Below are 18,267 nucleotides of genomic sequence, written 5' to 3'. Positions count from 1 at the left end.
GCGTTACTCGCTATAGCGATAGGTGCGGAAGCCGGCATCGCTGACCAGCGAATCGCGCTGCGCGAGGCTCAGGTCCTCGGCGACCATTTCCCGCACAAGTTCGGCGAACGACGTCTTGGGGGTCCAGCCGAGCCGGGTCTTCGCCTTGGTCGGGTCGCCCAGCAGCGTTTCCACTTCCGCGGGGCGGAAATAGCGGCTGTCCACTGCCACGATGCGTTGGCCCGGCGACAGTGGCGATCCTTCCGGCACGCTCGCAATGAAGCCCTCCTCCTCGTTGCCTGCCCCACGCCACTCCATTTCAATTCCCAGTCCCCGCGCTGCCAGCGTCACAAAATCGCGCACCGAATGCTGCTCGCCGGTCGCGATCACGAAGTCCTCGGCCTCTTCCTGCTGCAGCATCAGCCACTGCGCCTCGACATAGTCCCGCGCATGCCCCCAGTCGCGCCGCGCATTGAGGTTGCCCAAGTACAGGCAGTCCTGCAGGCCCAGCGAAATCCGCGCCAGTGCGCGGGTGATCTTGCGGGTCACGAAGGTCTCGCCGCGGATCGGCGATTCGTGGTTGAACAGGATGCCGTTGCAGGCAAACATGCCGTACGACTCGCGGTAGTTCACCACGATCCAGTACGCGTAGAGCTTGGCCACGCCGTACGGGGAGCGCGGGTAGAACGGCGTGGTCTCCTTTTGCGGCGTCTCCTGCACCTTGCCGTACAACTCCGACGTGGATGCCTGGTAGAAGCGCGTCTTCTTCTCCAGCCCGAGGATGCGGATCGCCTCCAGCAACCGGAGCGTGCCCATCGCGTCGGAATTGGCGGTGTATTCCGGGGTCTCGAACGACACCTGCACGTGGCTCTGCGCGCCCAGGTTGTACACCTCGTCCGGCTGCACCTGCTGCAGGATCCGGATCAGGTTGGTCGCATCGGTGAGGTCGCCGTAATGCAGGAACAACCGCCGATCCGTCTCGTGCGGATCCTGGTAGAGATGGTCGATGCGGTCGGTATTGAACGACGACGCGCGGCGCTTGATGCCGTGGACCTCGTATCCCTTCGCCAGCAGCAGCTCGGCGAGGTAGGCACCATCCTGGCCGGTGATGCCGGTGATCAGTGCGCGCTTGGTGGTCATGTGTTGCGTGTCTCCCGTGTCGATGCATCGGTGCCGGCATGATCGCGGCTGGCAGTTGATTGCTGGATGTTGAAATCGATGAATTGCTGGTAGATGGCCAGCATGCGCGCGTATTGCAGGCCGGCAATCCCGTCCAGGAAGCCGCGTCGCAGCACGTAGCTGTACAGAAATCGCAAGGTCGCGCGCATCGGCAGTCGCGCAGCGATGCGCTTCAATCCACGACGGCGGATTGTGGCGTCCATGCTGAGCATGTCGCCAATCCGCAACGGCTGCGCACGCTCTGCCAGCATCTGTCGGGCCTCGTGCTCCGCGTAACGCAGGTGGCGAGCGAACCAGTCGTTGATGCCTTTCGAGAAATTGTAGTGATCCAGCGGGTGCACCAGCGTGCCAACCTGCTCCGGAGGCTGCACTTCGCGCTGCCCGTGCCCATGGTCGATGAATCGCAATGCATCGGCTCGTCCGAAACGCACCTGGTATGCGGGGTACATGCCCGCATGTTTCAGCCACTGCTCCATGAAGATGATCCTTGAGGGCACGCGAAAGACCGGGAACCGTGTCGATGCCGCGCACGCGATCGCCAGCAGTTCCTCTCGCAGCACCTCGGTCACGACTTCGTCGGCATCCAGGTGGAGCACCCAGGAATGCTTGAACTGCGCATGCTCCATCGCATGGTTGCGCTGGCCCGCGAACGAATCGAATGGCCGCGTGATGACCCGCGCACCGCGCGCCTGCGCAATCTCGACTGTGGCGTCGGTGCTGCCCGAGTCGAGCACCACCACATCGTCACTCCAGGCAATGCTTGCCAGACATCGCGGCAGATTAGCTGCCTCGTTCAATGTGAGAACCACGACCGAAATCATCGCGGCTGCTCCTGCTTCAATTCACGGTGCTTCACGAAACGCGCCGGGTTGCCGGCGACCACGGTCCACGGATCGACATCGCGCGTGGCCACCGCACCTGCGCCCACCACTGCTCCCTCGCCCACGGTGACGCCAGGGCCGACGAAGGCATCGCTGCATACCCAGGCATCCGCGCCAATCGTCAAACCGATTCGCCGCAGGGGCAGTGCCGGATCGGTGTAATCGTGGGTGCCCGCACACAGATGGGCGCGATGCGAAACGGTGGCGCGCGCACCGATCTGGATGGGTCCCAGGCTGTAGATCCAGGCATGCGCGCCGATCGCCGCGCCAGGGCCGATGTCGAGATTCCACGGGATCTCGATGCGGGCAGTGGGGTCGATGTGCACGGCATGTCCCACCTGCGCTCCGAAACAACGAAGCAGGAATCGACGCCATCCAAACAGCACGCGCGGACTGAAGCGGAACGGGGGTGTCGCCAAGGCCCACAGCATGCGTCCGACGTACTCCCGACGCGAGTACGGGCGGGTAGCGCGGGCGGAAGCTATGTCCAGACTCACGCGGGTTGCCAGTGGTCGATGAAATCGATGATCGGGCGGCTCAATCGGGCCCAGCGGAAACGCTCTGCATTCTCGAGTGCGCGTTGCGAGGCCCGCTCCCAGGCGACTACATCCATCAGCAGCGGTTGCAGTGCATCCGCGGCAAGGTCGATGCGAGCTGCCGCAACAGCCACTCCACCCGGACCCGCAATCTCCGGAGGTGCGCAAACATCCGCGACGACACACGGGGTACCAAACACCTGCGCTTCGACTGCCGGAATGCCGAACGACTCGCAACGGCTGAGCAGGCAGAACACCCGCGCGCGGCGGTAGTGTGCCTCGAGCTCCGCATCGGATACGCCACCGGTGATCGTCACCGAACGCGACAATCCCTGCTCCGCGATGCGCTGCTCGATCGCGGCGCGGTAACTTTCGTCCGACCAAGGCCCGACAAGCGACAGACGCGCCTCCACGCCGCGCTGGTGCAGCAGGCCCAGGGCGTCCAGCACATCCTCGACCGACTTGTGCGGGGTCATCACGGAAACCGTGAGTATTTCAGCCGCGCGTTCCTCGAAGGTTGGCAGCGGCTCCGACGCGGCTGCATCGAACATGCCGTCATCGGCGCCGACCAGCACGGTTTCGCCGTGGCGCGGTGGACGACCGGCATTGTCGGCGTAGATCCGTGCCATGTAGTCGGAGAGGTAGAACATCGCGGCCGCACGGTGTTGCGCATTGCGGTAGCCGTGGCGTTGAAGGCGTGCCTTCACCCGATCCGTTGCCGTCGCATGGAACTGCGGGAAGAAGCACCACGGGTTCTGCGCCATCACCATCTGCGGAGTGCGCACACCGGGTACCAGCGCGCCCGACGTGGAGAGCAGCAGATCTGCCGAAACCTCATCGAGCCTGGCCTGCATCGCAACCTGTTGCCAACACAACCGCCTGGCCCAGCCTGTCCCGACGGCTCCGATCTCGATCCACTCCACGTGGCTGCCAAGGTCACGCCGAATGTCGCGATTGCCGGCATGGTGGAACACATGGAAGCTGTGGCGGCCGGCCGCGGCCGCGGCAAGATTGCGCAGGTGCCCAGCGAGCACGTTGCGCCCGGAGAAGTTGTTGATCGGCAGCGCGTCGACGGCAATCCGCATCGGTCAGCCCACGACCATCGGCCATGGCCCGCCCTGTTCGGCTGCGACCATGCGCGCCACGACATCCTGCAGGCTGGACGAAGCCGTCCAACCCAGATCCCGTGCCGCTTTCGATGCGTCGCCGACGCTGTGGTCGATCTCGCTGGGCCGGCGCAGGCCGGGATCGAAATCCACGTGCTCCTGCCAGTCCAGGCCGACAGACGCGAACGCCATCGCCACGAATTCGTGCAATGCGTGCACGCGTCCGGTCGCGATCACGTAATCCTCGGGCGCCGGACGCTGCAGCATGCGCCACATGGCATCGACATACTCGGGCGCCCAGCCCCAGTCGCGCTCAATCGCCAAGTCACCGAGTTGCAGGCGCTCGCCGCTTCCAGCGCCGATACGCACCGCCGCCGCGACGATCTTGCGGGTGACGAAGCGCGCCGGACGCAGCGGCGATTCGTGATTGAACAGGATCCCGGTGCAGGCATACAGCCCGTAAGCCTCGCGGTAGTTGGCGACCATCCAGTGCGCGCTCGCCTTGGCCACCGCATACGGACTGCGCGGGCGGAACGCGGTCTGCTCGTCGGCAGCCGTGCCGACATCACCGAAGCATTCGCTGGAGCCCGCGTGGTACAGGCGCGTGTCGAGTCTGAGAAAGCGGACCGCCTCGAGCACGTTGAGGGTCCCGACTGCAATGCTTTCGAGCGTTTCCACGGGCTGGCCGAAGGACAGCCCGACCGAACTCTGGCCGGCCAGCAGATAGGTTTCGTCCGGCTGCACCTCACTCAGCACCTGCGCCACGCTGCGGAAATCGTTGGTCGCTGCGGAGTGCACCTGTACCCGATCGCGTACCGCGACACGGTCCAGGTTGGCGAAACCGCTCACCTGCGCATCGCGCGACGTTCCATGGACGCGGTAGCCCTTGTCGGCCAGGAACCGCGCCAGCAATGCACCGTCCTGTCCTGAGACGCCGAAGATCAATGCTGTGCGCGTCGTCATCGCCGTTTGTTGCTCCATTCGATGAAAGTCGATCGATAGACAGCAGCCATGTCGTTCGCGAAACGCTGCAGCCCGAACGCCTCCGCGCGGGTGCGCCCCGCCCGCGCCCGAAGCAGGGCGAGTGCGGGATCGCGCAACAACACGGCCGTCTCACGCACGAATCCGTCGATATCGTCGGGTGCCAGGCATGGTGCCGCCGTACCGGCGACCTCCGGCAGGGAACCTGCGTCGCTGCAGACCACCGGCAAGCCGAACGCCATCGCTTCGAGCACCGGCCACCCGAAGCCTTCATACAGGGACGGGAACACCATCACCGATGCGCGCTGGTACCAATCAGCGACGACCACATCACTGGCGTCTTCGATCCACACGACCGCGCCGTCGATTTGCAGGTCGCGGGCCAGTTCGCGCATGGATTGAACAGGCGCAGGACCGATCATCACCAGTGTTGGCGCGACCGACCGATCCAGCCGCGCGAAGATACGCAGCACCTGCTCCCGCCGCTTGTAGAAGCCGTTGTTGCCGATATGCAGGACCACGCCGGTTTCGCGAGGTGGCACGTGACCTGATGCCTTTGCGAGAAGCGAGGGACGTACAGGCAACGGCACCACCAGGGCATTCACGGGCAAGCCATACGCCCGCTCCATATCCTGGCGCGTGCTATCGCTATCGCAGACCAGCGCGGAGGCTCCACGCATCGCCGCACCGTTGCGGCGCCATAGCCACCGAGCCGCCCGACCCAGCGGTGGCACACCGGCGAAGCGCCCATCCTGCTGCAGTTGCGGAATGATGTCGTGTGCCGTGATCACGACGGGTGCCCGTTCAAGCGCCGGCGCGATGTAGGCGCGACTGCCATCGAGCACGTGCCACACATGGGGTACTTCACGCCGTCTGGACCATGCACGCAACGGCAGCGAGACAGTCTCCATACGCCGCGCAATGGTGCCCGCACCAGCGGGCGCCGCAATTTCGATCAATTTCGCGTCGACGTCTGGAGCATGCATTGCCATTGCCTGCATCAGTACGTCCGCATAAGCACGCATGCTGCCTGGCGCGTCCATCCGAGCCGTCGCGAGCAGTCCGACAGACAAACTGGCTCGTCCGTCATCTCCTTCAGACAGCACGCGAGGGTCCATTCGCCTTGGGAGCCTGGAATCGCACGAGCGACAACACGACCCCTACCAGAATGCCCAGGAACGCCGCGATGAACGGATCCGCCAGGATCTGGCCAGACACGGTCAGGCTGCCGACATTGGCCAGGAAGAAAGCGAACAGGCCTGCTGCATACGGTGCCGACTGGCTGCGCGTGCGTAGCTGTTTGATGGTCGTTCGCCACAACGCGAGCACGATCCCAATCATCACCAACAGGAATCCCAGGGTACCCGGTACACCGAGCTCCACCATGATCCGGCTGGGCGCACTCTCCTGCCAGACACGTGGTCGCGCGACCTTCAGGTTATGCGAGCCGGGCGTGGCAACCCCCAACCCTTCCCCCAGCACCCCTGATTGCTTGTAGGTCTCGACTACCGCTCCGAAACCCTGCCCCTGGATGCTTTCCATTGCACTGAACTTCAGGCCTTCGCCACTGTAGTAACGAACATTGGCGGACTCCTCGCTCAATTGGTCGCTTACCAGCCAGACGCTACCCACCGGAATGAGCAACAAACCGAGCATCGCCACCATTCGCCCCGCACGTCCCGCTTGCCAGTAGATCCAGACCAGGGCAAGCAGGAACACCGGAAGCATGTAGACCATCTTGCGACGTCCACACAGCATGAGCGCAATGATGGCCAGGCCACTCAGGGCAATCCAGCCCCAACGACCTTTACCCTTGCCGGCAAGCCCCAGCACCAACGACAGCATGCATACCGCAGCTGCATGCCAGCCCATCACATCGGGACTTCGATAAAAGCCAGCCAGCATGTCTACCGTGTAGCCAGAGCCCCAGCGCATCCATTCGAAGCCCATGGCCTTGGTGCCGATGACCTGCATGGCCGGGAAGACTTCGTAGTATTCCAGTACTGCACCGCTAAGCATCACGCCGTGGGCCAGGCAGTAAACAACCAGCAACTTGCGCACGGACTTTGGGTCGCGCGGAAAATGAAAGCCGGTGATCACTGCCAGGAAAATCGACGCATAGGAAAAGGCACCCAGCACAGTGAGCATCCATGAGCCCGGGCCATAGGTTGCCGACAGGATCGCGGCAGGCACGCACAAGAGGATCAGCATCAGCAGGGCGTTTCCGACCTGAGGATAGGCGCGTTTGAACAGCGGCCACCATCCGCGCGTTCGCAGCACTGCCCCCAGGACCGTGGCCAGGAACACAGGGGCAGTGATGAGCACCAACCAACCAGGCGTGCCGGGCACCAGCTTCCGCAGTGGATCCTGCACGGCAGCCAGCAGGATCATCAGAAAAAAACCGTAGCGCCATGCCGTCACGGCGCGCAACGAGAACAGTGCAGCAAGACCCAGCAAGACATACAACGCCATCAGACCGCCTTCCTGGTTACTGTCGTCAGCGCCGCAAGCACGCCTTGCCGTACGTGCTCGAAATTGTAACCCGCCGCCACCCGCCCCTTGCAGCAGCACCCATGTCCGCCAATCCCTCGCGATTACGCCCATGCCGGGCCAGCATCGCGGACAGGGCGGCCACATCCCCGCAGGGGAACACATCGCCGGTATGCCCGGCCACTATCAGGTCCACTGCGCAACCGACCTGATCGCTGACGAGGGCTGGCAAACCGCAGGCCATGGCCTCGTTGACCACCAGGCCCCAAGTCTCGCCATGGTCTGACGGCAAGACCAGGCAATCAGCCGCGGCATAGGCCGCCGTGATCTCCGATTGATTGAGGAATCCGGCGAAATGCACGGGCAAGTCCTTTGCCGATTCACGCAATTCGGCTTCCAGTGGCCCGCCCCCACCAGCAGGAGTTGGATTCGTTCACGTTCGTTTGAGTCAAGCCCTCGAATCGCCTCGATGATGTCGCCGGGGCGCTTCTTGTCGACGAACTTGCCCGAGAACAAGAAGGTGGCTCGTTCCGGATCAAGCCCGAAGCGAAACTGCAACGCCTCACGACCAATCTGGCTTCTAGCCGCATCCGCAGCAATCGCGAACCGCTCATTCTCGACGCAGTAGGGGGTAGCAAAAATGCGGCTGGCCGGCACACCAGCATCCAGGAGATAACGCCTGTTGTTGGTGCCGATCGCCAGGCAGGCCGCGTACTGCGACAACAAACACGCATGCAGCCAACGTTTCCACCACGCGCGCGGGCGAAGCCCATTCGCCTCGCCACGCACGATGCAGGGGATGCCTGCAATGCGGCAAGCCAGCAATGCCTGCAGGCAGGTCTTGAAGCCCCAACCATTGACGATCACCGCATCATAATTACCCTTGCGCAACTCGCGACCGATCCCGGGCGTGTCGCATCCGCCAAACGTCGTCAACGAAGGATGCCGCGAGCGGTTCTCCAATACGCTCCAGGCGTAGCCCTCCAACAGGGGGATGTCCCAATCGAAAGACACACCGAACTCCCTGCCTTGCTCTGCGGCATCCGGCAACATCGAGAAATAAACATGCAGCTCGATGCCTGGCGTGTTGGAAAGCAGCCGCAGCCACGGCACCTGATATTGGATCGGGTGAGTGGTGACCATCGCGACGCGCATCAGGCAAACCTCCGGGCGAAGCGTTCGCCCATCAGGTGCCTGCAGCCAAGCAACGGGTCGAGAAGTGAGTTTGATCGGACTATCAAGACAAGGTGATCAGGCGGGGACCACGGCGAATCAACGCAAGCGCGGCGAGGAAGCCGCGCACCTCGGCCAGCAGTGACAACGGAATCCACCAAGGGTTGCGCAAATGATGGCGGGTACGGATCGACCGGAAAGGGCGCAAGAACATCTCGCGCCACCAGCCCTCTTGTCTGGTCTTCAGCCAGAAATAGTATGCACCCACGGAGTGCGCAGGGTTCATGGTGCGTAGGTGGTGGCCGTGCGCGCGCGTACCCCCGGATGACACTGCAAGGTGATGGATGACCGCGCCTGGCTCGTAGCGAATGAGTCCATGCAGCTTGCGATAGCGCCAAGCGAATTCGGCCTCGAAGCGATAGGCCGCGCCGATAAAATTCTCGTCGAATCCCCCTAGGGCGATTGCCATGTCGCGCCGCACGGAGAAATTTCCACCCATGAATTCGTGAATGTCAGCCGCTGTGTCACTAGTGAAGCGAAATTGCTCGCCAGGTTCAAGGGACTCGGGCTGCTCCCCTGGCTGCAGCACCATGCCGGCCACCAGCGAGGCCCGCTGCTGCGCAGCCAGATGCCTAGTCACCAAAGCCCGGTCTGGAATTATGTCGTCATCGAGGAACAAGACGACTTCGGCTTTCGCGAACTGCAGGCCTACATTCATCGCATGCGGGATGCTCGGCTGAGGGAGTCGCAACCAGTTGACCAGACCGGCATCCTGCAGTGCCTGTAATTCACTTTCGATCTCCGCCGGATGCCGCTCTGTTTGATCGACGAGCACAATTTCGGTCGGCGGAGTAGTCAGCGAAAGTAATGCGCGCACGCTGTCAATCACGATCGCGCCGCGTTTATAGGTTGGGATGACGATGCCTAGCGCGAAGTTTGCGGACATAGTGTTGCTATCCTCGCGGTGGTTGAACCAGTCACCTGCATCGACACCACTGCTGCCTTCCAATCCGCAACTTTTAACACGCCACCATCAGACAGCCCTGGATACGGATGCGCCGACTCGGCCAAGCTGTAGCGTTACCTATCATTGACCAGTCGAAGCAGGGAAATGCAAGCCACTACCAGTTGGGTGAGAGTCAATCCCAATCATGCCTGCGGACACTCTTTCAACGCATCAAGATGCCCATAGAACTCGGTCATCGCACGCGCGCACCGCGCCCAACTAAATTCTGCCGCGGTCGCCCTTGCAGAATTGCCAAGCCGACTGCACATTTCGGCGTTGGTAGAAAGACCAATGGTAGACAACGCCATCGCGGACACGTCGCCAACAGGGACGAGGCACCCATTGGTGCCGTCACGAATATAGTCGGATGGACCCGACGTGTCTGACGAAACCACGCACATGCCCCTTGCCATAGCTTCCATTACAACCTTGGCGGCGCCTTCCGCCAGCGTCGGAAACAGGAATATTCCATGCGTGTCGTACATGTCCATGAGGGAACTTCGATCCACCCAGCCCCGCAACTCCACACGGTCGCGAACGCTCTCCGGCAACGCCGATCGCAATGTATCGTGCACCGACTGGGGCAGAGCCAGGTCATGGTGACATCGGTGCTTGATTGCAGGACCTGTGCCGCCACCTGACTCATGACCATGGGCCCCTTGTTGGCCGACATCTGCGAGACATGAAGGATCCTCTTCCAGCGCCGCTTGTTGGTCGACACCGGCGCATCCAGGTAGGTGTCAGGCACACCATGCCAGATGACAGCGACCCGGTCGGGCTGCGCACCAAACTGCTCGACCAAGAAGCTCTTGTCATCGTCGCAGGGCACGATCGCACCATCGCTGCAGCGCATCGCTTCACGCTGAATCCAATGAAGCCGACGGCCGACCAAGCCACGAAATGCTCCACGTACCGTCGATGGTGCCGTTGGTGCGTATCGGAGCATTGCCGCATCAACTTTTGCTTCAAGTCCATGACTGCGCCAAATCATCAGAGGCCGATCCGACAATCTGCGCACCATGCGTCCGGCCAGATACGAGTATGGCTGGCTGAGCTGGACAACGTCATAGCGTTTTAGTGCAAGCCGAGCAGCGACTTCGCGCCGATAGGCGCGAGGCAGCTCAAGTATGTAGTGCAAGTTGCCGTGGGAAACCCTGCGCCCGAGTGAGTCCGCCCAGAACGAGTCGACGCTGTGACCAAGCATTGAGAGCGCATGGCTGGTATCCATAACGGTGCCAGCCGCGCCAGAGTTTGGGTCAGGCAGAACATCCGCTCCAACGAGAATATCCAGCACGCGGGTCATGAAACGCGGCGGTACACCGTAATGGTGTCCCGGGTTTCCTGCAGTTCGAACCCCGGCGGTGTCGAACCCAGCTCACGCACCAGCCGCACTGGCCCGCTAGTCTCCGGGCAGCGGCCCGACTCACCGCCATCCGGCATCTTCTCCATGATTCGGCCAGATGTAAGTCCCTCGAACACGCCAACCTCGGTAACAGTTCTGGATGTTCTGGAAAGCTCTTTAATCAGATCGGTCTCCGGCACCGACAATTGCGTCGCCGCCAGCCGCAGGCCCGCAAGAACTGCGATGCAGTGAAATACCTGGTTACCAATCATTCTCTCTCTCCTTGGATGTCATCAGGACTGCCTGTACAAGACGAAACCACGCTCGCCAATGCATTGGTCGTGCAGCAACAACTTGACGCAGATATCCAATGGCGCGCTTGTCGCCATTCTTCACGAGCTGCGAACCTATAAGATAGGTAACTCCAAGACCTTTGACGGCGCCTGAAATTTGGGGGCCACACCGCTCGGCTCGAATCTGCTCCGTGAGCTTTCGCGCTTCATCCATGCACTCTGACTCACTAGTCCCGGAGACCCTGCAAGCCCTGCAGGCATGCACCAGCCTGGCGAATTCTGATTGCCGGGGTCTACTAACACCTGAAATACTTCCTGGCTCTTTTATATAGCGATAGCGCACGTCCGGGATGTATCCGATCAACGCATGCTCGCCCATCCGCAACCACAGATCGGAATCTTGGGAGTAATAGAATTCTTCTCGGTAACCCCCGACCCTCTCGTAAAGTGCCTTGCGGAACATCACGCTACCGTGCGCCGGCGGCCCTTGGCGACTGTGTAGCAACCCGCGCGTCGCGACCTCGGGATCTGCGGGCCGCTCGGTGAACGACATGTGCTCTCCGCACGGGCCTATGCATTCTGTCGTGCAAGATACGAAGCCAAGCCGAGGATCCTCTTCGAATAACGCGACCTGTTCGGCCACGCGCAGTGGATGTGACCAATCATCGGAATCCTGGCGAGCGATGAAATCACCTCTGGCTTCTGCACAACCACGGATAAGTGCCCGTGTAAGGCCAGTATTTTCCTGATGGATGACACGCAGGCGCGGATCTTCACTCGCCAGGTTATCCAGCAGAAGCGAACTGCCATCGCTGCACCCGTCGTCGATTGCGATCAACTCCAGATCCCGGAAACTCTGCCCGAGGATGCTGCGCACGGCCACTTCCACGCGGCCGACGTCGTTGTGGACGCTCATCACCACAGAGACCCGCGGGGAGGAGGAGGTGTTCATGCAACCGACAACCCGAAGTCCCGGCGTCGGGACGGAAGCAGGCGCGCACGCAACCGCAGGAATGGACGCTCGATCACATGGGACAGTGCTACACCCAAGCCAATGGATGCCGCGAGGTAGGCAAACCGATCGAGCCACAGGCTGAAGCCTGCTCCGAAGGTCGGCAGTGATACACCCAGAACAGCTTGACGCAACGTCTCGACCCCGGGGATGCCGAACAGGATCGCGTGCGCCAGGTAAATCGTGTACGAGTACACACCCAGCCACGCCACGCCGCGCAACATCGCGCGTGGCACACGCGGGGCAGCGAGCCCGAAATCCGGACGCTGCGCGGCGCCAAGTACGAGGAAGCCGAAGCTCAGGTAGATCAGCGTGAATCCGATCGACTCGAACCAGAAGGACTCACCTTTTGTCCACAGCGTCGGCCATGCCAAGCCAGCCACGAGCGCAACGAATCCGAAGGGCCAGCGGATCCGCGGCACTAATGATCCACCAATGCGGTAGTGCACACAGTAGCCGAGCAGCACCCCGTAGCACAGGCTATCCATTCGCAGGTGACTGCGGTAATAAGCAATGCTCGCAGTTGTGTGCGTGTATTCCGGGGACACGACGTAGAACCGCATCAGCAAGGCCGCCACGCCCGCCAGGACGCAAGCCCATGCCACGGTCTTGAATGCGCGCGCCCCCGTAAGTTGCTTTCTTGCCGCCCACCACGTCAGAACCCCGGCAAGCACGGCGAACACCGTGTAGAAGTGCTCCTCGACTGCCAGGCTCCAGCTGTGCGACCAGCGCTCGCAGGCCAGGTAGTTCTGCAGGAACACGGCATTGCAGGCCGCCGCATCAAGCAACTCGCCCGCCCTCGCACCCTCACCTCGCCAAAACTCCCACAACACGCGAAGCGCGGTCATGCCGCCGTAGGCAGCGAAATAGGCCGGCCATATCTTGAACCCGCGGCGCAGCCAGAAGCGCACGGCGTCGAATCCACCGGTTCGATCGTACTCGGTGTAGATCAATCGCGAAATCAGGAAGCCCGACAGCACGAAGAACAGATCCACGCCCACGTGGCCGATGCTCATCACCCATTGCACGACCACCTCGAACATGCCCGGCAGGTGCAGGTCGGAAGGTGGGAAATGCCGGATCATCACCAGCGCGATCGCCAGACCACGGAGCACATCGAGCGAGAACAGCCGTGGTGGACTTTCGGTGCCTGTCACGGGCAGGCTTGCCAGCGAGGCTGTGCCGACGATTACAGCCATCGGTGATCGACTCCCGTCATGCCGCCAATCCATGCATTGCGCGCTCGCCCAACGCCACCGCGCGACGCCAGCCCAGTATGCGAACCAGCACGCGGAACATGCGCAGGCGTTTCGCCGCGCTGTGGCCGGTCATCATCTCCGAGGCGATCTCCAAAGCTTCATCGGCTTCGGTGATCAAGCCCCGCTCACCGCACATCCGGGCGATCCAGAACACTTTTCGCGAGAACTCCTCGAGATAACTCCAGTCACGAAGATCCAGGGCTCGCATGCGGCTCCAGACTGCCGCGTGAGCCCGAGCCATGTCACGAACGATCTCCACTGTGAAACCGGTGGTCATGCCGCTCGCCCGCATAGCATCGTGATCGCGAACGATGGCGCCCGGCTTCGGCACATGGACCGCCCTGATACCCAGCATGCCTGCACGCAAGTCATGCTCCCAGTCCTCCAGGCAGCGCAGTTCCAGCCAGGGCCCGATCGCTTCGCACGTAGTCCTTCGCCAAAGTGGGGCATTCGTATCCCAATCCCGTTTCATCAGGAAAGACGGGAAAATATGTTCGATCTGTTCGCCGGTACGCGCCCAGACACGCGATTCGCCCGTCGCCACATCGACGCGCCGGGTGATTCCGTATGCCAAGCCGACATCCGGATGTTGCTGCAAGGCAGCCACCTGCGACTCGAACTTGCCGGGTTCCAGCAAGTCATCGGAATCGAGGTACTGGATGAATTCTCCTCGCGCATGTCGCAACCCGAGATTACGTGCTGCCCCGGGGCCAGCGTTGTCTTGGCGGAACCAGCGCACCACGCCGGGATGCAAGGTCGCCAATTCTCCTGCAACCTTCGGGGTTTCATCTTCGGACCCATCATCGACGATGATGACCTCAACCCGAGGATATGTCTGTGCGAGAACCGATGCTACCGCGTCCCGCAGCATCGCTGGGCGGTTGTACGCCGGGATGATGGTGCTGACGAAACCAAGCGAGTGCAATCAGTTCGCCTTATCGTCGATGGCCAAGGACCGGGCGACTCATGCAGCCTGCCCCGTGACCGGACTCAATAGATAACCCTTGCGATCCCAGTCGGCATCGCTGCAATAGAGCGGAATGCCAAAGGTGTCCCATATCCCACGGACCCCGGCGAGTTCGGCGTCGTCGAGTTGCGTCGTCCATGAACGCGCCATCGCAAGACTGTTGCGATTGACCGAATGCGGATGATAGTCCCCCACAGCACGCGCACTGCCAAAGCACGCCGTACGGTGCGCGTCAGCGATGTCCTCGTCGTAAGGTAGGTGCAGCGTCTCGTACACGCTCCGCAGGCGCATGATCGGATCTGCGCACAACTCCTCGAATACGACAGGAGTACCCACACCTTCCTCGACCCAACGCCACAGCACGCACGAGAGAGCGCCGTGCAGGACTGTCGCGGACGCGAGGGTGTCCTCGCCCGCATAACGCTCGAGCAGCGCTCGGTATGGCTCAAGGTGCGCCGCCATCAATGGCTCATCCGCAAGGAACTGGCGCAGGAAAGCGCCGCGCGGCCAGCCGAGGCGGCATACGCTCGCGGCGAAACCAGCCGGATGCCGGAACAGGATCAGGGTCTGGAGATCGAACCGCCGGGTCAGGTACTCGCTCAGCAGACACGCGATTGGATCCTTGACCAGCATCCTCGGAACCATGGGTGGAATCAGTCGCAAGGGCATCAGCGGGTGATCGGCATTGGGCAGATTCAGGGCTTGTCGGAAGCCGCCCCCCAACACGTCAGTGAACAGCGCATCGACCGCGACGTCCGGTGTGCCACTCTCGCGAAATTCGAACGACCTCGGCCAGCGTCCCTTGCCGGGGAAGAAGGGCTCGTGGACGTACCAGATGCCGCTGGCGGCCAGCATCTTGGCCAGCCAGGTGGTGCCGCTTCGGTGAGTACCGGTGAGCAAGATCGGCTTGCCAGCCGGCACCGATCTGTATGCCCTTCGCTGCGAGGGATAAGCCAGCCAGGCATCCCGCAGCTTGCCTGTGGTGAGCTTCCAGTTCATGGCTGGGACTGCTCTATTGCGTGTCCTGACCGGAATGGTACTGGCTCAACGATTTCCTCCGACCTCATTTCCTGCGCCGCACGAAGCCGAGCAATCCGAACTTCGACGGGTATCGCCATCCGTTCCTCGTGGAGCATCCGGTTGCGGTCGCCATCCGCTTTCTTCGGCGCGGGTGCATGCCACGCGTGCAACACCGGCATCCACCCGCCTTCGCTGATGGGCCTGATGCGCAAGCGGTCGAGAAACTCTGTGTCTTCGCCGCCCCATCCCTCATAAGCTTCGTCGTGGCCACCGATCTCCCAGTACACACTGCGGCGCAGCGCCAGAGGCGTGGGATTGTTGGAGACGATCGCCTCGGTGCCACCATTAGTCAGGCAGTCGTACGTGGTGGCCAATCGTTCGCTGCTCGTTCGATCAAGGTAGAAGATCCAGCGCGCGGAACGCACGGCATCGACGTTCTCAAGCGCATACGCGCACTCTGCCGCAAAGCGCTCTGGAAGCACGTAGTCCGCATCGAGGATGATGAGATTGCGACCCGACGCTGCCCGCGCGCCCGCGTTGAGGGCTTTGCTCTTGTTGAATTGCGCGCCCTCTGCAGCGATCTGGTGCAGATAGCGAACATCCGACGGTAGGCTGTAACGCAAGGTCGCGTCGGGCCACTGCTCCACTACCACGACCTCGGTATTTACACCAATTTGAGCACGTGCCGTAGCTAGCGCCAGCCGGAACTGCGCCATTCGCGATTGGCCGGCGATCGGGATCAGAATCGAGATGTCGGGAGCACCCGGAGCCGTGGCGTGATCGGCCCCGGCAAATCGCACTGGCCATTCCTGAAGCGCATGGCGCAGCAAACGCGTCCCGACATCCGGGAAGATGCGCGCCACGGTGAGACGACTTGAATCCTGCCATTCGCAAACCCGACCACCAGTGATCGGATCGAGTTGGAGTCGTTCGCTGCGGTTGTGAACGTCTTGCCAGGCAAGACCAAGCGTGCGCGCCAATCCTGGGGCGCGCAACACGAGCTCCGCCTGCCAGCGCTCGTACAGCCAACAGCCAGCGCGTTCACGTAGCGAGGACGTGGTCACATGCGCTCGCTGATTTTTTGTGCGGGCACGCCGCCCCATATCTCGTTGGGCGGAACATCGGTAGTCACCACGGCGTTGGCCCCAATGATGGCCCCATCGCCAACGACGACGCCGGGAAGGATGACGCACCCTGCGCCCAGCCAGACGTCGTCTCCGATGACGATACCCACGCGCCTTGTGTCGTTGCCCTGCTGAATGATGGGCTGTCCGCGCACATGCGCGTGATTGCTTGCGACCAAGGTGCAGAACTGGCTTACTAGGCAGTTCTTGCCGATGCGGATGTCCCCGCCGCCGGCGCGCAGATTGTTGTACTGACCGATATAGGTTCCCTCGTCGATCACGATTCGGCCAAGCCCATCCTGATCGTCGCCACACGCCAGCACTGCGCCACCACCCAGGATACAACCCGCTCCCAGCCGGATGCGGGAAATGTCGTTGCCGAGCAGAATCAGATCCGCTTTGATCGTTGCTCCAGGATTGTCGGCACGCAACAGTGAAATCCGGCGCAAATGTTGCAGGCGCTGCCCCAGATCCGCGATCAGAATCGGGTGGCGCAGCATGGCCAGCCCGCGGAGCCAGGTTTTAACACTCAAGCGCATGGAGTCTCATGCTCGCGAAAGGGTCGGGCTTGGTCCCGGTCCGCATGAGTCGCCGACTGCCAGAAAGCCTCATCACTGCGCGCGCTGGAGAGCGAGTGCGGCCATTCGCCGCCCGGGTCCACCGCAGGGAACATCTGTTTGCCCGTCCATTTTCGCAGCCGCTCTGCCATGCCGGGGCCAAACCAGCGATCCAAGCGGCCGCTGGGAGCAGATTCAGGCAGCGGCGCGAACGCGAGTTGCTTGACCGACAGGACTTGATGGAGGGAATCGCTCCAGGCCTTGATCGACACCGGAATGCTGTAGCGGGTTTCAACCAGTCGCCGGGCCGCCTCTCCCAGTCGTAGTCGCAATTGCGCATCGCGCCATAGCGTTTCGAGAGCCGCTGCCGCGCCCTCCGTGTCGCCAATATCGAACAGCAAGGCATTCTCGCCACTGATCAAGGCGCCTTCCAACCCGGCACCCACATAGCGCGCACTGACCACCGGAAGTCCTTGTGCCATGGCCTCCCACGCCACGATTGGACCGGTCTCCCAACTTGATGTGATCAGCATAGCGTCGGCTGCAGGATAGATCTCGCCCTTCAATCGACTGATTGAAACCTGACCGTGGAATTTGACCCTGCCAGCGATGACGCCATGCTGCAACGCTTGTTGCAAGGCATCGCGATCTGGCCCATCGCCGGCGATCTCGAGCTGGTAGGGAACACTGCGTGCATCCAGCGCCCGCAGAATCCCGACCAGGTCACCCACCCTTTTCTGGGGAGTTTCCAACCTGCCGGAATAGACGATTCTCAGAGAATCCGCGTTACTCTCGATATCACCGCCTTGCGGGATATCAACGCCATACGCCGAATACAGGACACGATCCTCGGCGATGCCGCCAAGCGATTTCGTCAGTTCGCAGGCGAGTTTGTTCGAACAAATGACCGCGTCGATCACACGCCTGAATTTGGAAGCATCGGCGTAAAGAAAGGCTTCGATACCGTGCACGCTCATCACCACATGGGGTGATGAGCCGGGATCCTCGCGCAATCTGTTCACGGCTGGGTAGGTGTCAGGCACATTCACCGAGACCACGATATCTGGCTGCGTCCGCCGCAGTACCGCCAACAATGCTTGAACACGCCCTTCGGGTGTCCCGGTTCGACAGTGCGCGATTTCAACGCGGGTTGCCGGGTGGACTTCCAGATATTTTTCGGGTCGGTGATGCTGCGGCCCCGATACCAGACAGAGGCTCGAAGTCCAGCCAAGCTGCTCAAGTCCTGGCAACAGATAATCGAGCCAGGTCGCCAATCCACTCAAGCTGTAAGCCGAAGGGCTCACGAACATCACGCTAGGCATTTGCGCATGCTGCCTTTGTCTGGTTCGAGAGGAGCAACAT

The 18,267-nt window shown here is 61.9% G+C and carries 18 protein-coding genes and 1 pseudogene; all 19 read right to left on the bottom strand.

Annotated elements, in window-relative coordinates:
- Positions 1–3: 3 nt before the first annotated feature.
- The 19 genes and pseudogenes from gmd to H9L16_RS11320 all read right to left on the bottom strand — a co-directional run bounded on the left by gmd (position 4) and on the right by H9L16_RS11320 (position 18,227).
- Positions 4–1,119 (bottom strand): GDP-mannose 4,6-dehydratase, encoded by a 1,116-nt coding sequence (gene gmd / locus H9L16_RS11410; RefSeq protein ID WP_187551802.1) that lies wholly within the window; start codon positions 1,117–1,119, stop codon positions 4–6.
- Complete coding sequence (locus H9L16_RS11405; protein ID WP_189375893.1) at positions 1,116–1,979, bottom strand: glycosyltransferase family 2 protein; 864 nt, start codon at positions 1,977–1,979, stop codon at positions 1,116–1,118. Before H9L16_RS11405 ends, gmd begins: the two co-directional genes overlap by 4 nt.
- Positions 1,976–2,365, bottom strand: a complete 390-nt coding sequence (locus tag H9L16_RS11400) for a DapH/DapD/GlmU-related protein (RefSeq protein WP_223158139.1) — start codon at positions 2,363–2,365, stop codon at positions 1,976–1,978. The genes H9L16_RS11405 and H9L16_RS11400 overlap by 4 nt, the downstream gene beginning before the upstream one ends.
- A gap of 167 nt (positions 2,366–2,532) precedes the next feature.
- Positions 2,533–3,660, bottom strand: coding sequence for a glycosyltransferase (locus H9L16_RS11395; protein WP_187551799.1), 1,128 nt, complete (start codon positions 3,658–3,660; stop codon positions 2,533–2,535).
- Between the two features lie 3 nt (positions 3,661–3,663).
- Entirely contained in the window at positions 3,664–4,644 is a 981-nt protein-coding gene (locus H9L16_RS11390; RefSeq protein ID WP_187551798.1) for a GDP-mannose 4,6-dehydratase, read from the bottom strand.
- On the bottom strand, positions 4,641–5,768 hold the full coding sequence (locus H9L16_RS11385) for a glycosyltransferase (RefSeq protein ID WP_187551797.1): 1,128 nt from the start codon (positions 5,766–5,768) through the stop codon (positions 4,641–4,643). Before H9L16_RS11385 ends, H9L16_RS11390 begins: the two co-directional genes overlap by 4 nt.
- Positions 5,758–7,134, bottom strand: coding sequence for a hypothetical protein (locus H9L16_RS11380; RefSeq protein ID WP_187551796.1), 1,377 nt, complete (start codon positions 7,132–7,134; stop codon positions 5,758–5,760). Before H9L16_RS11380 ends, H9L16_RS11385 begins: the two co-directional genes overlap by 11 nt.
- Positions 7,135–7,159: 25 nt before the next feature.
- Complete coding sequence (locus H9L16_RS16550) at positions 7,160–7,513, bottom strand: glycosyltransferase family 4 protein (RefSeq protein ID WP_425507198.1); 354 nt, start codon at positions 7,511–7,513, stop codon at positions 7,160–7,162.
- A gap of 876 nt (positions 7,514–8,389) precedes the next feature.
- Positions 8,390–9,334, bottom strand: coding sequence for a glycosyltransferase family 2 protein (locus H9L16_RS11370; RefSeq protein WP_187551794.1), 945 nt, complete (start codon positions 9,332–9,334; stop codon positions 8,390–8,392).
- Positions 9,335–9,474: 140 nt separating this feature from the next.
- Complete coding sequence (locus tag H9L16_RS11365) at positions 9,475–9,840, bottom strand: glycosyltransferase family 4 protein (RefSeq protein WP_187551793.1); 366 nt, start codon at positions 9,838–9,840, stop codon at positions 9,475–9,477.
- Positions 9,753–10,535, bottom strand: coding sequence for a glycosyltransferase (locus H9L16_RS16545; protein WP_425507269.1), 783 nt, complete (start codon positions 10,533–10,535; stop codon positions 9,753–9,755). The genes H9L16_RS11365 and H9L16_RS16545 overlap by 88 nt, the downstream gene beginning before the upstream one ends.
- A gap of 95 nt (positions 10,536–10,630) precedes the next feature.
- Positions 10,631–10,945: a hypothetical protein gene (locus H9L16_RS11355; RefSeq protein ID WP_187551791.1), complete on the bottom strand. Its 315-nt coding sequence runs from the start codon at positions 10,943–10,945 to the stop codon at positions 10,631–10,633.
- Positions 10,935–11,918 (bottom strand): glycosyltransferase family 2 protein, encoded by a 984-nt coding sequence (locus H9L16_RS11350; protein WP_187551790.1) that lies wholly within the window; start codon positions 11,916–11,918, stop codon positions 10,935–10,937. The genes H9L16_RS11355 and H9L16_RS11350 overlap by 11 nt, the downstream gene beginning before the upstream one ends.
- Entirely contained in the window at positions 11,915–13,177 is a 1,263-nt protein-coding gene (locus tag H9L16_RS11345; protein ID WP_187551789.1) for an acyltransferase family protein, read from the bottom strand. Before H9L16_RS11345 ends, H9L16_RS11350 begins: the two co-directional genes overlap by 4 nt.
- A gap of 16 nt (positions 13,178–13,193) precedes the next feature.
- Positions 13,194–14,108, bottom strand: coding sequence for a glycosyltransferase family A protein (locus H9L16_RS11340; protein ID WP_187551788.1), 915 nt, complete (start codon positions 14,106–14,108; stop codon positions 13,194–13,196).
- 93 nt (positions 14,109–14,201) lie between these two features.
- The gene (locus H9L16_RS11335) at positions 14,202–15,203 is read right to left on the bottom strand and encodes a sulfotransferase (protein ID WP_187551787.1); all 1,002 of its coding nucleotides are present in this window, start codon (positions 15,201–15,203) and stop codon (positions 14,202–14,204) included.
- On the bottom strand, positions 15,200–16,288 hold the full coding sequence (locus H9L16_RS11330) for a glycosyltransferase family 2 protein (RefSeq protein WP_187551786.1): 1,089 nt from the start codon (positions 16,286–16,288) through the stop codon (positions 15,200–15,202). The genes H9L16_RS11335 and H9L16_RS11330 overlap by 4 nt, the downstream gene beginning before the upstream one ends.
- A gap of 2 nt (positions 16,289–16,290) precedes the next feature.
- Positions 16,291–16,449 (bottom strand): annotated as a pseudogene (locus tag H9L16_RS16540) (DapH/DapD/GlmU-related protein); the annotation flags it as partial.
- A 428-nt stretch (positions 16,450–16,877) separates the two neighbouring features.
- A complete protein-coding gene (locus tag H9L16_RS11320) occupies positions 16,878–18,227 on the bottom strand; it encodes a glycosyltransferase family 4 protein (RefSeq protein WP_187551784.1) in 1,350 nt (449 codons plus the stop codon).
- Positions 18,228–18,267: the final 40 nt, after the last annotated feature.

It is taken from the genome of Thermomonas carbonis (assembly GCF_014396975.1).
Taxonomy (GTDB): domain Bacteria; phylum Pseudomonadota; class Gammaproteobacteria; order Xanthomonadales; family Xanthomonadaceae; genus Thermomonas; species Thermomonas carbonis.
This window is presented reverse-complemented; position numbering and strand designations above follow the sequence as displayed.

Excerpts from the sequence above, each read along its gene's own strand:
- H9L16_RS11355 (WP_187551791.1), bottom strand. The coding sequence starts at position 10,945 with ATGATTGGTAACCAGGTATTTCACTGCATCGCAGTTCTTGCGGGCCTG.
- H9L16_RS11395 (WP_187551799.1), bottom strand. The coding sequence starts at position 3,660 with ATGCGGATTGCCGTCGACGCGCTGCCGATCAACAACTTCTCCGGGCGC.
- H9L16_RS16545 (WP_425507269.1), bottom strand. The coding sequence starts at position 10,535 with ATGCTTGGTCACAGCGTCGACTCGTTCTGGGCGGACTCACTCGGGCGC.
- H9L16_RS11350 (WP_187551790.1), bottom strand. The coding sequence starts at position 11,918 with ATGAACACCTCCTCCTCCCCGCGGGTCTCTGTGGTGATGAGCGTCCAC.
- H9L16_RS11320 (WP_187551784.1), bottom strand. The coding sequence starts at position 18,227 with ATGCCTAGCGTGATGTTCGTGAGCCCTTCGGCTTACAGCTTGAGTGGA.
- H9L16_RS11335 (WP_187551787.1), bottom strand. The coding sequence starts at position 15,203 with ATGAACTGGAAGCTCACCACAGGCAAGCTGCGGGATGCCTGGCTGGCT.
- gmd (WP_187551802.1), bottom strand. The coding sequence starts at position 1,119 with ATGACCACCAAGCGCGCACTGATCACCGGCATCACCGGCCAGGATGGT.
- H9L16_RS11340 (WP_187551788.1), bottom strand. The coding sequence starts at position 14,108 with ATGCTGCGGGACGCGGTAGCATCGGTTCTCGCACAGACATATCCTCGG.
- H9L16_RS11380 (WP_187551796.1), bottom strand. The coding sequence starts at position 7,134 with ATGGCGTTGTATGTCTTGCTGGGTCTTGCTGCACTGTTCTCGTTGCGC.
- H9L16_RS11405 (WP_189375893.1), bottom strand. The coding sequence starts at position 1,979 with ATGATTTCGGTCGTGGTTCTCACATTGAACGAGGCAGCTAATCTGCCG.
- H9L16_RS11345 (WP_187551789.1), bottom strand. The coding sequence starts at position 13,177 with ATGGCTGTAATCGTCGGCACAGCCTCGCTGGCAAGCCTGCCCGTGACA.
- H9L16_RS11390 (WP_187551798.1), bottom strand. The coding sequence starts at position 4,644 with ATGACGACGCGCACAGCATTGATCTTCGGCGTCTCAGGACAGGACGGT.